Source organism: Microbacterium sp. LRZ72, assembly GCF_033792225.1.
In the GTDB taxonomy this organism is placed as follows: Bacteria; Actinomycetota; Actinomycetes; order Actinomycetales; family Microbacteriaceae; genus Microbacterium.
Genome location: NZ_JANGEX010000001.1, coordinates 44,893 through 59,234, shown reverse-complemented (window position 1 = coordinate 59,234; position 14,342 = coordinate 44,893). Strand labels below are relative to the sequence as shown.

Genomic DNA, 14,342 nt, shown 5'->3' with positions numbered 1-14,342 from the left:
GGCCGCGGATCCCGCATGGGCCGGGCGCAATAGCGTGGAGCCATGCGCATGACCTCCGCGATCCGGGCGAGCCGGCGCACACCACTCCTGCAGGTGGCCAAGTCGGCGATCGCGACGATCGCCGCGTGGTTCGTCGCGGGGTGGCTCGTGCCCGGTCCGCCGCCGGTCTTCGCGGCGATCGCCGCGCTGCTGGTCGTGCAGCCGAGCCTCAACCAGTCGTATCTCAAGGCGATCGAGCGCAGCGTCGGCGTGGTCGTCGGGGTCGTCGTCGCGTCCGTGCTCGCGATGCTGCTCGGCGAGACGGCGGGCGTGGTGGCCGTCGTCATCGTGATCGCGCTCGTGATCGCCTGGGCACTGCGGATGACGTCCGGGACGGCGAACCAGGTGGTCATCAGCGCCCTGCTGGTGCTCGCGCTCGGCGCCGCGACGCCGAACTACGCGTTCGACCGGGTGATCGAGACGATCATCGGTGCGGCGATCGGCGTGATCGTCCACGTCGCGATCGTGCCGCCGGTGACGCTCGCTCCCGCGCGGCGGGCCGTCGCCGATCTCGCCGAGGAGCTCGCAGCATCCCTCGACCGTCTTGCCGACGCCCTGACGACACCGCGCAGCGCCGCTGAGCTGGACGAGCTGCTCGAGGACGCCCGGCGCATGCGCGACGCTCGTGACGAGGCCGCCGCGGCGATTGCCGACGCCCGCGAATCCCTGACGCTGAACCCCCGCGCCCGACGGCACCGTGACGAGCTCGCCGGTCTCAGCGCGCTCGTGGACCGGCTGGGACCGATCGTGACGCAGAGCGTGGGCATGACCAGAGCTCTCGACGACCGCTATGACGTCGGCGTGTGCGAGGAGCCGGCCGTCGGCGCGATCGGCGATCAGCTGCACCGCGCGGCGGGCGCGGTGCGGCGCGGACTCGCGCGGGTGCGGGCGGGGGACGCCGCGGCGTCCGAGCCGGTCGTGGACGAGCCGCCGGCGCTCACGGCGCCGCTGCAGACTCCCGCACCCTCACCGGATCACTGGGTGCTGATCGGGGCGCTGCTCGAGGACCTGCGCCGCATCCACGGCGCGCTCCGCGAAACCGGCTGACGCTCGCCGACGAGTCGACGGACGCGGTAGCAGAGCCGCACGACCTCGCGCAGCGGTGCCCCGATCGACAGCGCCACGAGCCCCGAGACCGACCGGTCGCGGCCCCCGAAGGCCAGTTTGTGCTCGAACGCGTCGCGCACGCGGCCGCCGGTGCGACGCAGGGGCGGTCGGGGCGGCAGCGTGCCCGCCCGACGACGGGCCACGAGTGCGGCGAGCGCCGGGACCCAGTCGTCATCGCCGGCGTCGTGCAGATAGTTCTCGCGCAGCCACGCCGCGTCGGGCAGACGCAGGTCACGCGCGATCACCGCATCCTCCCCCGCCAGCAGGCCGCTGCCGACGAAGACCGTGTTGATGAGGTCGTCTGAGACGCCGAACGTGTCGAGCGCGATCACGGGGATGCCGCGCGCGACCGCCTCGATCGCGGCGGTCGAGCTGACGGTGACCAGTCCCTGGGCGTTCTTGAGCGCCCGCGCCATCGGCTCGGTCGAGACGACGAGGTTCGCGGGAACCGGCCCCAGCTCGGCGAGCATCTCGACGTACCCGTCGCGCTCGGCGTGCGTCTGGTGCTCGCCTCGCACGGCGCGCAGCTTGAGCACCACGCGCTGATCGGGCCGCACGTGCGCGGCGGCCCGGAGCAGCGCGGCCACCCGCCGCCGGTCCGCGCGCTCGCGAGGCACGATCGCCTGCGCGGCGAACACGAGGTCGCCGTCAGGGCGCCACCCGTCGTGGGCGCCGGGGTCCGCCGATCGTGCGAAGGGCAGCCGCGCGAGGCCGAAGCGCATGGCGACCCCCCGTTCGGTCGCGAGCGCCGCGAACTCCCGCACCTCGCGGTGGGAGTGCAGCACGAACAGGTCGCTCTGCATCCGGAAGTGCAGCGCCTTGCGGGTGGCGGGGATCGAGATGCCCGGCAGGCCCGTGACGATGACCGGGCGCGGTTCCAGGCTCGCGACGGCGCGAGCGAGCACCCGGGCGAGCGGCCCGCGCGCGGCGATCAGCACGGCGTCGGGAGCAAGACGCCCCAGTTCATCGGCGAGAGCGGTGTGGGCGACGCGCCGCACCCGCTCGGGCGACAGCCCGCTGCCGGCCACCGCCGCACGCTGCTGCGCCGCGCTGACCACCAGCGGCGTCTCGACGATCAGCAGCGTCGCATCGATGGCGTCGGGGCGGGAAGCCAGCAGCGCCGCACCCCACTTGACATAGGAATCGGTGTCGGCCAGCGCGACGACGCGCAGCGCCGACCCCAGGCTCACGCGGGCACGCGGCGCAGCTTCGCCATCGGCGCGAGCTCGCCCGGGAACACGCGCTTGACGCCGTCGCCGAGCGAGGCCTCGATGACGCGGATGTCGCGCACCAGGTGCTGCAGGCCCGTGGGTTCGAGCGACGCGGCGTGGTCGGACCCCCACATGGTGCGATCCAGCGTGATGTGGCGCTCGACCGCGACGGCGCCCAGTGCGACGGCGGCGAGCGAGATCTGCAGTCCCCGCTCGTGGCCCGAGTAGCCCACCGGCACACCGGGGTAGCGCTCGCGCAGCACCGGGATCATGCGCAGGTTCGCCTCGTCCGGCTCCATCGGATAGGTCGAGGTCGCGTGCATCAGCACGAGCTTGTCGGTGCCGAGCACCTCGATCGCCGCGTCGATCTGCGGGGCGGTCGACATGCCGGTCGAGAGGATCACCGGCTTGCCGGTGTCGCGCAGGGCGCGCAGCAGGTCATGGTCGGTCACGGATGCCGAGGCGACCTTGTGCGCGACGACGTTCAGGTCTTCGAGAAAGGCCACGCTCGGCACGTCCCACGGCGAGGCGAACCAGTCCACGCCCCGCAGCAGCGCGTGATCCGAGATGGCGATGTACGCGTCGCGGTCGAACTCGACACGGCGCCGGTAGTCGAGGTAGGTCATCGTGCCCCACGGCGTCTCGCGGGGAACGTCACGCATGTGCTCGGGCGTGCAGAGCTCCGGCGTGCGCTTCTGGAACTTCACCGCATCCGCGCCCGCGTCGGCCGCGACGTCGATCAGCTGCGTGGCGAGGTCGACGTCGCCGTTGTGGTTGAGGCCGATCTCGGCGATGACGTACGCGGGGCGGCCGCCGCCGACGACGCGTGATCCGATGGTGACGGTCATGATGTGGCTCTTCTCTCGTGCGCGGCGCGGGAATCGATGGGGAAGGACGACGTGGGTGCGGTCGCCTCGCGGTGCGCGTCCGCCGCACGCACGTCAACAGCGCCGCGAGCGCGCAGCACGCGGTCGGCCAGCTCGCGCACCGCGCCTCGGCCGCCGCCGCGGGTGAGCACGGCTCGCGCGGCGGCGAGAACGAGCGGGTGCGCGTCGGGCACGGCGACCGGCCAGCCGACCAGCTCGAGGCACCCCAGGTCGTTGACGTCGTTGCCGACGTAGGCGATGCGGGCCAGGGGGATGCCGCGTGCCTCGGCCCATTCCCGCAGCGCGGCGGCCTTGTCGTCGACGGCCTGCCGCACGTCGGCGCGCAGCTTGCGCGCACGGGTGCCGACGACGGGGTTCGTCTCGGTCGAGAGCACCAGCACGGGCACCCCCGCGCTGCGCAGCAGCGACACCCCCATGCCGTCGGAGCGGCTGACGCGCACGCTCTCGTTGCCGTCGGCGTCGACGAGGGCGGTGTCGTCGGTGTGCACGCCGTCGAAGTCGGTCACGACGGCATCCGCGTCGATCACGTCGGTGTCGGCGAGTGCCGTCGTGCGCACGAGGGGCGCGATGGCGCGCGCCATCTGCAGCTGCTCCTCGGAGTCGATCTCGATCGCCGTGCGCTCGGGCACCGCGAGCACACCGGTGCGGCCGAAGAAGCGGTGGCGCGCGGCGCGGAAGCCCGCGGCATCCATGGCGTAGAAGGCGCCGGTCTCGAGAAAGTGGGGATCGCGGTCCTGCCGCCGGGGGCGATGCGCGGCGTCGTGGTTGATGCCGCGGGCGCCGAGCTCGTCGCGTTCCCAGACGAAGCCGTAGGTCTCGACGGCCGAGAACACGCTGTCGTAGGGGCCGCGCGTGATCATGCGCACTGCGTCGTCGAGGGCCCGCGGATCGATGAACGGCGACGTGGCCTGCAGAAAGGCGAGGGTGCCCACGCGGATGCCGTTCTCGGTCATCTCGTCGAGCGCGTGCAGGAGCGCGCTCTCGGACGACGCCGTGTCTCCCGACAGCTCGGCGGGGCGGCGGATGACCTCGGCGCCCCATTCGCGGGCAACGGCGGCGATCTCGGTGTCGTCGGTCGAGACCACCACGCGGTCGACCGTGCGGGCGGCGCGGGCGGCGGCGACGGCGCGGCCCACGAGCGGCACGCCGCCCACGCGGCGCAGGTTCTTGCGGGAGACGCCCTTGGATCCGCCCCGGGCGGGGATGACGGCGACGACCTGGCGCATCAGCGCACCGCCTTGCGACGGTGGCGCAGCGCGGGGTCGCGCTCGCGGATGCGGCTGCCGGTTCCCTCGAGAACCATCGGCAGGGTCGTCGTGGTGCTGGACGCAAGCGTCAGCACATCGAGGGGGCGGCGCACACCGGCCAGCACGAGCTCGGTCGGCAGATGGGTCTCGGCGAGGAGAACCCCGGGGATGCCGGACACGGCATCCAGCTGCGCGCGCGACTCGCGACGGTGGGGCAGGTAGGTCACGGGCGCCGTCGCCGCTTCGGCGGCGACCCAGTCCAGGTACACGTCGGTGTCGAGCCGGCCGTCGATGGGGCGCGCGCTGCCGAGCAGCACGCGGGAGGTCGAGAGCCCCATGTCCCGCGACGCCGCGCGCGTCCACGCGAAGCGATGCCGCGCCACCCCGACCCCGAGATCGGCGAGGGCGTCGAGCCGGGCGGGTCCCGGATCGAAAGCGGTGAACAGCGCGACGCCGCCGGCGAGCGCGCGCGTGCGCACGTGGTCGAGTGCGAACGGCGCGACACGGGCGATGAGCCCCCGCTCGTCGTTGCCGGGGCGGGCGTACGGCCGCCGCCCCGTCAGTGCGTCCGCGAAGGCGAGCGTGTTCGCCCCGTCATCAAGGAACGTCACGCGTGCGGGCCGCAGCAGCGACGCCGCCAGGCGGAACTGACCCGAGAAGCCGTCTCCGACGAGCCAGTGGCGGTGACGGGCGAGCAGCAGCCAGGGGATGCCCAGATAGGGATGCATCTCACCGAACGGCGCCTCGCGTCGCACCAGCTCGGCGGAGGTCTCGCTCATCTGCGCGGTGAGCCGCCCCGCGACGGTGGTGCGCACGCCGTGGGCGGCCGCCCACTCCGCTGCTCCGAGCAGCTGCAGGGGCGATTCGACCCATGCCAGCGCGTCCTCGGCCACGGCACCCCCGCATTCACCCGGGTGCGGTCGATCCGCCCCGTCCGCTCACCCTGCGATACAGGGGTGAACGATCGGGCGGCGCGGCGATGACGCCCGGGCGACGGGGTGGTGAACGAACGGTGCCGACCGCCGAGTGGCGGGCGTGCCCTCAGTCGTGGATGGCCTCGGGAATCGGCGTCGCTCCCGTGTTGAAGCGGATGGTGCGTCCGATCGTGGTGTCATCGGCGAGGGTCGCGGCGATCACCGCGGCGACGTCGGCGCGCGAGACGGACGCGGCATCCGGCGCATCGGTGTCGATCTTGCCGGTCGGCGAGTCAAGGGTCAGGGCGCTCGGGCCGAGGATCGTGGCGTCGAGCGGCGCGTCGCGCAGGTGCGCGTCGGCGGCGCTCTTGGACTCGGCGTAGGGGTAGAAGCTGTTGTCCTCGGGCACCCCATGATCGGGGCCGGCGCCGAAGTACGACACCATGATGTAGCGGCGCACACCCGCCTCGACGGCGGCATCCATCGAGCGGATCGCGGCGTCGCGGTCGACCGCATACGTGCGCGAGGGGTCCCCGCCGCCGGCGCCCGCGGTCCACACGATCGCGTCATGGTCGCTCACCAACGCGGCGAGCGCGGCCACGTCGAGCTGCTCGATGTCGGCGACGCGCGCGTCGGCTCCGGCCTGCGCCACGTCGGCGGTGTGATCGGGATTGCGGACGACGGCCGTGACCTGATGGCCGGCCTCGACCAGCAGCGGGGCGAGCAGAAGGGCCACCTTGCCGTGGCCGCCGAAGACGAGGATGCGCGACATGGCTCCACGCTAGCCCTCCCGACGCGCGACCGGGCCGTCTGCCGTCCGGCGCGCATAGCCTGGACGGGTGGATTCCCGAGACGACGCCCCCGCCATGACCTACCGCGGCACGACCGTTCTGATCACCGGCGCCAGTTCGGGTATCGGCGAGGAGTTCGCGGCCCGGTTCGCCGCGCGCGGTGCGGATGTGGTGCTCGTCGCCCGCCGAGAGCAGCGCCTGCGCGACCTCGCCGCCGAGCTGACCGAGCGCCACGGCGTGGCTGCGACGGTCATCCCGATGGACCTGGCGCAACCGGAGGCCGCGGAGCGCCTGCGCGCGGACCTCGAGGCCCGCGGCATCCGCATCGACACGCTGATCAACAACGCCGGATTCGGCAAGCGCGGGCCGTTCGTCGACGAGGATCCCGGGCGGATGGCGGCGATGATCCAGCTGAACGTGACGGCCCTCGTCGCCCTCACGCACGCCTTTCTGCCGCAGCTGATCTCGGCGGGGCGGGGCGCGCTCGTGAACCTCGCGAGCGTGGTGGCGTACCAGCCGACACCGAGCATGGCCGTCTACGGGGCGACGAAGGCGTTCGTGTTGAACTTCACCGAAGCCATCGCCTACGAGACCCGCGGCACCGGGCTGCGGGTGCTGGCGCTCAGCCCCGGTTCGACGGCGACCGAGTTCTTCGAGATCGCCGAGGCCGAAGAGATCGCCTCGCGGGGTGTGCAGTCGCCCGCTCAGGTGGTCGACACGGCGTTGAAGGCGCTCGACCGGCGCAGCACTCCCCCGAGCGTCGTCTCGGGTGCGAGCAACACGATCGCGACGACCCTGTCGGCTCTCGTGCCGCGACGCGTCGCGCTCGAGGCGAGCGGCCGAATGCTCGCGTAGCGTGCGGATGCCGGCGCTCAGCCGCGCCCGTCGAGGTACCACCAGCGGCCGCTCTGGAACACGAAGCGGCTGCGCTCGCGGAGCACGCCGTCCGATCCGCCCTCGCGGTAGTGCGCGGCGAACTCGACCACGCCGCGCCGGTCGCCGGGCTCGCCGCCGTCGGTCGCGATGATCTCGAGCCCGGTCCAGCGGGTCGCCGCATCCACGCCGACGTCGCCCGGAACGGTGCCCGGGTGCCAGGTCGCCGAGAGGTGGTGCGCGTAGCCGAGCGCGAACGCGCTGTACCTCGACCGCATCAGCGCGAGCGCCGTCGCGGCGGGACGCCCTGCGTGCAGGGGTCCGCAGCATCCGTCGTACCGCTCGCCCGAGCCGCAGGGGCAGGGCGCGTGCGGTGATGTGCGGCCGGTCACCATCCCATGGAGCCGGGGGCGCCCTTGAACGGTCCCGCCAGGTCGCTTGTGACCCAGCCGCCGTAGAACCCGCCCGGCTGGGGCGTGACGGTCTCGCCGTCGACGATGCACGCATCCATCGGTGCCGGGTACACCGCCACGCGGTCGAGCAGCTGCCCATATCCGGGCGCGGGCGTCGGGTACGTCCAGGCGACGCCCTCGACGACCCGGTCACCGCCGCGCACGTCGAAGTAGCGTGCGGCACCCTTGAATTCGCAGAAGGACGCTCCGGCCGCGGGAACGAGCGACCCCGGGGCGAACGCCGCCATCGGCAGGTAGTAGGTGGGCGGATGGCTGGTCTCGAGCACCCGCACGACATCGTCGGTGTCGACGATGCGCCGGCCCCCGAGCTCGATGCTGATCCGCCGTCGCACCGCCTCGATGCGGGGCGGGCGCGGGTAGTCCCAGACGGATTCCTGACCGGGGCCGGCGGGGTCGGGTGCGGGTCGGCTCATAGGGCAACGGTACGCCGCGGTGCAGACGAGCGGATGCCGGGGCGTCCTCCGAGTCGTCCTCCCTCGTGCTGCTCGTGACGCACTCTCCACCACACGGACGACCGCGGGAGGGCGGCCATGGACGCGGCGGCCACGATGGCGGGGTCGAAGGAGGCCCCGATGCCCGCACCGTCCAGCCCGCACCCCATGCCGACCACCGCGCACACGACGCCGCACACGCCGACGACCCCGCCACATTCACGGCCCGCGCTCGCGGGAGCCGCGGTCGTGCTCGGCTCGGCGAACCTCGTGATCGGCGTGTTCGCCGTACTCGTGACCTTCGGACCGCTGGTGCCGATCGGCGACCCGGTCTCCCGGCTGTACCTGAGCCTGCTGCTCTGGCCCGCAATGCTGGGATTCCTGGCCCTGTCGCCGCTCGGCCTCGCCACCGGCACGGTCGCGACATGGCTCGGGATCACGACGCGCTCGCGATCAGGCCTCGTGCTGGGCATCGTCAGCGGCACCGTGCCGCTGGCCTACTGGTCGGCGACGCTGTGGTTCACGCCCGAGCTGTTCGCGATGCTGCAACGGGTCGCGTTCTGGCTCGGCGGCTGAGGTGGCGGCGGACTCTCGATCCGTATGCAGCGGAATACTTCTCACCCGAGTACGGTTGCTGTCGTCATGCAACGCTTCGGAACCCTCTCCTTCGGCCACTACGGTCCCCTCGGCGGCGGCCGCGTGCTCACGGCCCGCGACTCGATGCTGCAGGCGATCGATCTGGCCCAGGGCATGGACGACGCGGGGGTGGACGGCGTCTACTTCCGCGTGCACCACTTCGCCCGGCAGCAGTCCTCCCCCATGCCGCTGCTCGCCGCCATCGCGGCGCGCACGAAGCGCATCGAGATGGGCACCGGCGTGATCGACATGCGCTACGAGAACCCGCTCTACCTGGCCGAGGAAGCGGCATCCGTCGACCTGATCAGCGGCGGTCGGCTCGCGCTCGGCGTCAGCCGCGGATCACCCGAATCGGTGGTGCGCGGGTACGAGGCCTTCGGCTACACCGGCTCCGAGGACCCCCGCGGTGCCGACATCGCGCGCGGGCACTTCGACACCTTCCTGCGGGCGATCGAGGGCGAGGGCATGGCCGACCGCGACCCGCACAGCCCCTTCGGCGGCGGCACCGGGCGGCAGCAGATCGAGCCGCACTCCCCGGGCCTGACCTCGCGCATCTGGTGGGGCGCGGGCAACCGCGAGTCCGCCGAATGGGCCGGCCGCACGGGCGTGAACCTGATGTCATCGACCCTGCTCACCGAGGCGACCGGCGTGCCCTTCGATGAACTGCAGGCGCAGCAGATCGACGCGTTCCGGCAGGCGTGGCGGGATGCCGGGCACCCCGGCGAGCCGCGCACGTCGGTCAGCCGCAGCATCTTCCCGATCACCACCGCGGAAGACCGCATGTACTTCGGAGGCGGCCAGGGCGGCGACCAGATCGGCATCATCGACGGGATGCGCTCGACGTTCGGCAAGACCTATGCCGCCGAGCCCGACGTGCTCGTCGAGCAGCTGCTCGACGACGCCGCGATCCGCAGCGCCGACACGCTCATGCTGACCATCCCCAGCCAGCTCGGCGTCGAGTTCAACATGCGGGTGGTCGAGTCGTTCGCGGCACATGTCGCGCCGGCGCTCGGGTGGAAGCCGGCGACCGAGTAGGCGTCTGCGCGGGCGGTCGAGTGCCGTGAGTGCACGTGCACTACGTTGACGGTCATGAGCAGGGCTCCCCTGAAGCGACCGCCTTTCTGGGTGCGCGTGGCGGCGCTCTTGATCGACTACGCGCTCATCCTCGGCTGGATGGCCGTGCTCGCCGTCGTAGCTCTCATCTCGTACGCCATCACCGGCAGGTTCTTCGACTGGCTCGCCCTCGGGACCGCCGGCGCTCAGGTGCGGGGTTTCGCACTGCTCGTGCTGCCCGTGGGCATCTACCTCTTCGCAAGCGAAGCGTCGAGCCATCACGCGACCGTCGGTAAACGGGTCCTGCGCCTGCAGGTCGTCGAGGCGTCCACCGGCTCCCTCCCGTCACGCACTCGCGTGCTCGTCCGCACGGTCGTGAAGCTCCTGCCGTGGGAGATCGCTCACGTCGCCGTGTGGAACATCGTCGGACTCCTCGCGGCCGACGACCCCGTCTTTCCCATCTGGCTCCTCGTCCTCATGGTGGTGGCGAACGTGCTGCCCCTGGCGTACATCGCGATGGTGGCGTTCCAGAAGGACGGGCGCGGACCGCACGATCTCGCGGCCGGCACCCGCGTCATCCGGCGCGGCCCGTCTCATGAGCCGGCGTCCGCTGCCGATGCGGCCGGCGCCGCATAGTCCTGCCCCTGACATCATCGAGGCATGTGGATCGGCTGGATCGAGTTCGACCTGCTGCTCGGCGATGTGCAATCGCTCAAGCAGAAGCGCAGCATCCTGCGCCCTCTCGTCGCCGATCTCAATCGGCGCACCGAGGCCGCCGCGGCCGAAGTCGGCGCCCACGATCTGCACCGTCGGGCCCTCGTCGGCGTGTCCGTCGTGGCCGGCGATGCCGCACACGTGCGCACGGTGCTCGACCGCGCCGAGCGGGCGGTGGCCGAGGAGCACCCCGAGATCACGCTGCTGTCGACGCGGCGTGGTCTGCATTCGAGCGAGGATTGATGTGATGACCCCTGACTCTGAAGAACGCACGGCCACAGCCCGGCTCCGCTCCCGTCCTCGCGTCGCCGCCCTCGCGTTCGCCGCCGACGCCGTCCTCGTCGTGGTCTTCGCCGCGATCGGGCGCGCCAGCCATGAGCAGGGCGTGCTGGGCCCGGGCGGCAGCGGGCTGGTGCAGACGTCGTGGCCGTTCGTCGTCGCGCTGGTGCTCGGCTGGCTGGCCGCGTCGGGCTGGCGCCGTCCGCTCGCGCCGGTGCGCACCGGCATCCCGATCTGGATCGTGACGGTGGCGGGCGGGATGCTGCTGCGCGCCGTCAGCGGCCAGGGCACGGCACTCGCGTTCGTCATCGTCGCCGCGGTGACGCTCCTGGTGCTGCTCGTCGGCTGGCGCGTGGTGGCGGAGCTGGTCGCGCGGCGCGCCGCATCCTGATGTGTCGCGGGCGGAGGATGCCTACGCCGCCATCGACGGCGTGACCACCATCATGAGCTCGAACACGTACGACAGCAACCACCAGGCGAACGCGAGCCCGACCATCAGGCTCACCACGTTCACGGCGATCCACGCCCACACCGGGGCGAGGCCCTTGCCCGTGCGACGCCGCAGCACGACACCACGCCCGATCACGTAGACGCCGTTAGTGACGACGAGCGCCAGCGCCGCCCAGCCCCAGTGGAACGGACGATGGATGCCGCGCCGCGCCAGGGTGCGCCAGTCAAGCCACGCGAACAGCACCGTGGCGCCGGCCACGAGATAGCCGATCCCGACGAGCGCCCACGTGCCCGCAGGCATGAGCATCGGCTGCATCGTCGCCGCGCCCGTCGGATCCTCAAGCGCGCGCATCATCGTCTCGTCGAGGTAAGCGCGCCAGTCGGTCAAGCCCAGGGTGGCGAGGGAGAGCAGCGGCAGGAGGACGACGAGCCAGATCCATACGGTGTTCGTCGGTGTTCCGGCCTGGGGCGGGGTGCCGTCGGCCGCGGCGGCTGGGCGCGCGCCGTGCGTGTGCTCGGTCCACCGGGCGCCGTCCCACCAGCGCTGCACCCCCGAAGTGGTCGGATCGGGATACCAGCCGGCGGGCGGGATGCTGCGGCTCTCGTCGGACATCGGCGTCTCCCCTGCTCCCCGGATGGTGGTCGCGGCGAGTCTACTCACGAGGAGCGCACGGGTGCGGCATCCCCTCACCCTCATGGCTCGCCACGAAACGTCGCCTTCTCAGCCCACAGGCGACGCTTCTTGGCTACCCACGCGGTCGTGCCGCCACACCGCACCCATCGGTCGCCACGAAACGTCGCCTCCGCGGATGCGGCGGAGCGATTCTTGGCGACTCAGCGCACATGCCGCGAGCAGAGTGCTCCGCACGACGCGGCTGCGGTTCGGCACCGATCCGAGCCGAAAACCCCATCCGCGCCACATCCGTGCTAAACCTGCCAACAGGTGCACATCCGTCTTCCCCCGTCGAACGGACGATGCCCCTCCCCATCGGAAGGGCCCGCACCGTGGTCCGTACAACGACGCCCGTCCGCCTTTTCCTTGTCAGCGCCGTGGGGCTGCTCCTGATCCTCGCGCCCGCCACGACGGCGACCGCCGCCACGACCATCGACGGTCCGATCGGGCTCGGCACGGCCGAATCGTTCTCGGTGCTCGCGGCATCCACCGTCACGAACACGGGCACCTCGGTGCTCGACGGCGATGTGGGGCTGAGCCCGCTGACGTCGGTCACCGGCTTTCCGCCCGGCATCGTCAACGGCACGACGTATGTCGCGGACGAGACCGCCGAGCAGGCGCAGATCGACCTCACGACGGCCTACAACGTCGCCGCCGGCCTCACTCCGCAAGAGACGGGACTCGGTGAGCTCGCGGGAGAATCTCTGACGCCCGGGGTGTACTCCGGCGGCGAGCTCGCGCTCAACGGGACGCTCACGCTCGCCGGCACCGCGGAGTCGGTCTGGGTCTTCCAGGCGGCATCCACCCTCACCATCGGGTCCGGCTCGATCATCACGGTGACCGGTGGCGCGAGCGCCTGCAACGTGTTCTGGCAAGTGGGCAGCTCGGCCACGATCGGCACCGGCGCCCAGTTCGTCGGAACGGTCATGGCGGCCCAGTCGGTCACGGCGAACACCACGGCGACGATCACGGGCCGTCTGCTTGCGCGGACAGCCGCCGTCACACTCGACACGAACACGATCATCGCCCCCACCGGCTGTGACGCCGCTCCCGGCACCGTCACCAGCAGTCCCGAGATCACGTCGGACGAGCCGTCGGCAGGCGAGGTCGGCACCGACTACACGCACACGGTGACCGCGTCGGGCACGCCCACCCCGACCTTCACGGTCACCTCTGGCGCATTGCCGGCGGGCCTGGCCCTGGATGCCGTCACCGGGACGATCAGCGGAGAGCCCACGGCATCCGGCACCTCCGACTTCACGGTCACCGCGAGCAACGGAACAGCGCCCGACGCGACGGCGGACTACTCGCTCGTCATCGCGGCCGCCGAGGGCGATACGCCCGCCCCGGCGGCGCCGGACGCCACGCCTGCCCCCGGCAGTCCCGACGACACGGCGCCCGGCGAAGCGGCGCGGCTGCTCGCGTCGAGCGGCTCGGATGCCGGCGCGGCCCCGCTGCTGGCCGTGTCGCTCGCGACGCTCGGCGCGGCGCTGCTGCTGCTCCGCCCGCTCCGCCGCCGTGCGCCGGCAGGCGCCGGCACTTCTCGCTGACATCGCGGCCGGGCTCTTCCCCCGCCCGCGCCCGATCGGTCAGCTTTCGATGGGTCGCCACCGAATGTCGCCTCCGCAGCGCTGGGGCAGCATTCTCTGGCGACCCGCGGTCGCCCTCGACACCTCACTCTGCGGTCCCGGCCACCCCACACTTCACCGCTCGCCACAGAACGTCGCCTCCGCGGTTCCGAGGCGACGTTCTCTGGCGACCCGTGCACCGCGACTACTGCAGCCCGAGCGCCACGAGGATGCGCGGAAACTCGACGGCGATCGCCTGCCAGAGGATGCGATCGTCGGTGCCGGCGTAATCGTGCGCGATGAAGTTCCGGGCTGCGCGAATCCCCCGCCAGTCGACCTCCGGATGCCGCAACCGGAACTGCTCGGGCAGACGGTCCGCTGCGGCGGAGAGGTCGACGATCAGCGAACGGGCGATACGCCGCTGATCGTCGATCAGGGGATCGGCGAACGCCTCGGAGCCGCGCGCTACCACCCGTCGAGCCGTCACACCAAACCGCCGGATGTCCGACAGAATCGCCGCCGTTCGCTCGCCCTCGTTCACAGCGGCACCGCATCCCTCGCGATGGCGTCGGTCACGGCCCCGGCCGCCCTGTCCGAGACGACGTCGACCGCGACACCGAGTATGTCGCGCGCCTCATCCATGAACGCCGCAAGGTCGAACAGCGACGCATCGATCGCAGGGTGCACCAGCAGATCGACGTCCGACCCCGAACCCGCCTCGCCTCGCGCGACCGAGCCGAACACGCGCACGTTGCTCAGCCGGCGGGCGGTGGCCGCAGCGAGCAGCGCATCACGCGCGTCTCGCACGTCCGCCAACGTGGGCACGTCCAGTGCGGCGTCGAGACGCGCGAGGGTCGTCGCGCTCGGCACCCGGCGCCCGACTTCATAGGCGGCGATGTTTGGCTGCGGGATGCCGGCGGCCTGCGCGAGAGCGCGTTGGCTCATCCCGCTCCGCTCCCGTCGTCCGCGCAGCTGCTCGCCCAGTTCGCTCGCCAT

General features: G+C 72.2%; 18 protein-coding genes. 8 read left to right on the top strand and 10 right to left on the bottom strand.

The features are described from left to right. Positions 1 to 42: 42 nt before the first annotated feature. Complete coding sequence (locus M4I32_RS00250; protein ID WP_319032483.1) at positions 43 to 1,086, top strand: FUSC family protein; 1,044 nt, start codon at positions 43 to 45, stop codon at positions 1,084 to 1,086. Here the strand turns inward: M4I32_RS00250 and M4I32_RS00245 are convergent. The 5 genes from M4I32_RS00245 to M4I32_RS00225 form a co-directional block, all read right to left on the bottom strand. Next, entirely contained in the window at positions 1,014 to 2,336 is a 1,323-nt protein-coding gene (locus tag M4I32_RS00245; RefSeq protein ID WP_319032482.1) for a DUF6716 putative glycosyltransferase, read from the bottom strand. The two genes, M4I32_RS00250 and M4I32_RS00245, sit on opposite strands and share 73 nt — an antisense overlap. Beyond that, a complete protein-coding gene (locus M4I32_RS00240; RefSeq protein ID WP_319032481.1) occupies positions 2,333 to 3,205 on the bottom strand; it encodes an N-acetylneuraminate synthase family protein in 873 nt (290 codons plus the stop codon). The genes M4I32_RS00245 and M4I32_RS00240 overlap by 4 nt, the downstream gene beginning before the upstream one ends. Next, on the bottom strand, positions 3,202 to 4,470 hold the full coding sequence (locus tag M4I32_RS00235; protein ID WP_319032480.1) for an acylneuraminate cytidylyltransferase: 1,269 nt from the start codon (positions 4,468 to 4,470) through the stop codon (positions 3,202 to 3,204). The genes M4I32_RS00240 and M4I32_RS00235 overlap by 4 nt, the downstream gene beginning before the upstream one ends. After that, complete coding sequence (locus M4I32_RS00230) at positions 4,470 to 5,384, bottom strand: hypothetical protein (RefSeq protein WP_319032479.1); 915 nt, start codon at positions 5,382 to 5,384, stop codon at positions 4,470 to 4,472. Before M4I32_RS00230 ends, M4I32_RS00235 begins: the two co-directional genes overlap by 1 nt. A 148-nt stretch (positions 5,385 to 5,532) precedes the next feature. Then, positions 5,533 to 6,177, bottom strand: coding sequence for an SDR family oxidoreductase (locus tag M4I32_RS00225; protein WP_319032478.1), 645 nt, complete (start codon positions 6,175 to 6,177; stop codon positions 5,533 to 5,535). Positions 6,178 to 6,244: 67 nt separating this feature from the next. Here M4I32_RS00225 and M4I32_RS00220 point away from each other — a divergent pair, with 67 nt between their 5' ends. Then, positions 6,245 to 7,051 carry an SDR family oxidoreductase gene (locus M4I32_RS00220; protein ID WP_319032477.1) on the top strand — a complete coding sequence of 269 codons (807 nt, stop codon included), beginning with the start codon at positions 6,245 to 6,247 and terminating at the stop codon, positions 7,049 to 7,051. A 17-nt stretch (positions 7,052 to 7,068) separates the two neighbouring features. On the opposite strand, the gene M4I32_RS00215 is transcribed toward M4I32_RS00220, so the two are convergent. Next, positions 7,069 to 7,464, bottom strand: coding sequence for a YchJ family protein (locus M4I32_RS00215; RefSeq protein WP_319032476.1), 396 nt, complete (start codon positions 7,462 to 7,464; stop codon positions 7,069 to 7,071). Continuing rightward, positions 7,458 to 7,955: a DUF427 domain-containing protein gene (locus tag M4I32_RS00210; RefSeq protein WP_319032475.1), complete on the bottom strand. Its 498-nt coding sequence runs from the start codon at positions 7,953 to 7,955 to the stop codon at positions 7,458 to 7,460. The genes M4I32_RS00215 and M4I32_RS00210 overlap by 7 nt, the downstream gene beginning before the upstream one ends. 159 nt (positions 7,956 to 8,114) lie before the next feature. Between M4I32_RS00210 and M4I32_RS00205 the strand changes: the two genes are divergently transcribed. The 5 genes from M4I32_RS00205 to M4I32_RS00185 all read left to right on the top strand — a co-directional run bounded on the left by M4I32_RS00205 (position 8,115) and on the right by M4I32_RS00185 (position 11,046). Further along, a complete protein-coding gene (locus M4I32_RS00205; protein WP_319032474.1) occupies positions 8,115 to 8,549 on the top strand; it encodes a hypothetical protein in 435 nt (144 codons plus the stop codon). A gap of 66 nt (positions 8,550 to 8,615) precedes the next feature. Then, positions 8,616 to 9,644, top strand: a complete 1,029-nt coding sequence (locus M4I32_RS00200) for an LLM class flavin-dependent oxidoreductase (protein WP_319032473.1) — start codon at positions 8,616 to 8,618, stop codon at positions 9,642 to 9,644. 54 nt (positions 9,645 to 9,698) lie between these two features. After that, entirely contained in the window at positions 9,699 to 10,298 is a 600-nt protein-coding gene (locus tag M4I32_RS00195; RefSeq protein WP_319032472.1) for an RDD family protein, read from the top strand. A gap of 24 nt (positions 10,299 to 10,322) precedes the next feature. After that, positions 10,323 to 10,619: a DUF503 domain-containing protein gene (locus M4I32_RS00190; RefSeq protein ID WP_319032471.1), complete on the top strand. Its 297-nt coding sequence runs from the start codon at positions 10,323 to 10,325 to the stop codon at positions 10,617 to 10,619. A gap of 4 nt (positions 10,620 to 10,623) precedes the next feature. Further along, complete coding sequence (locus tag M4I32_RS00185; RefSeq protein WP_319032470.1) at positions 10,624 to 11,046, top strand: DUF3054 domain-containing protein; 423 nt, start codon at positions 10,624 to 10,626, stop codon at positions 11,044 to 11,046. A 21-nt stretch (positions 11,047 to 11,067) separates the two neighbouring features. Here the strand turns inward: M4I32_RS00185 and M4I32_RS00180 are convergent, their stop codons facing one another. Beyond that, on the bottom strand, positions 11,068 to 11,718 hold the full coding sequence (locus M4I32_RS00180; protein ID WP_319032469.1) for a DUF2510 domain-containing protein: 651 nt from the start codon (positions 11,716 to 11,718) through the stop codon (positions 11,068 to 11,070). A 392-nt stretch (positions 11,719 to 12,110) separates the two neighbouring features. Between M4I32_RS00180 and M4I32_RS00175 the strand changes: the two genes are divergently transcribed. Then, complete coding sequence (locus tag M4I32_RS00175; protein ID WP_319032468.1) at positions 12,111 to 13,328, top strand: ice-binding family protein; 1,218 nt, start codon at positions 12,111 to 12,113, stop codon at positions 13,326 to 13,328. Between the two features lie 223 nt (positions 13,329 to 13,551). Here M4I32_RS00175 and M4I32_RS00170 read toward each other — a convergent pair whose 3' ends face one another. Next, complete coding sequence (locus tag M4I32_RS00170) at positions 13,552 to 13,818, bottom strand: DUF86 domain-containing protein (RefSeq protein ID WP_319032467.1); 267 nt, start codon at positions 13,816 to 13,818, stop codon at positions 13,552 to 13,554. Positions 13,819 to 13,883: 65 nt separating this feature from the next. Further along, on the bottom strand, positions 13,884 to 14,342 hold the full coding sequence (locus tag M4I32_RS00165; RefSeq protein ID WP_319032466.1) for a helix-turn-helix domain-containing protein: 459 nt from the start codon (positions 14,340 to 14,342) through the stop codon (positions 13,884 to 13,886).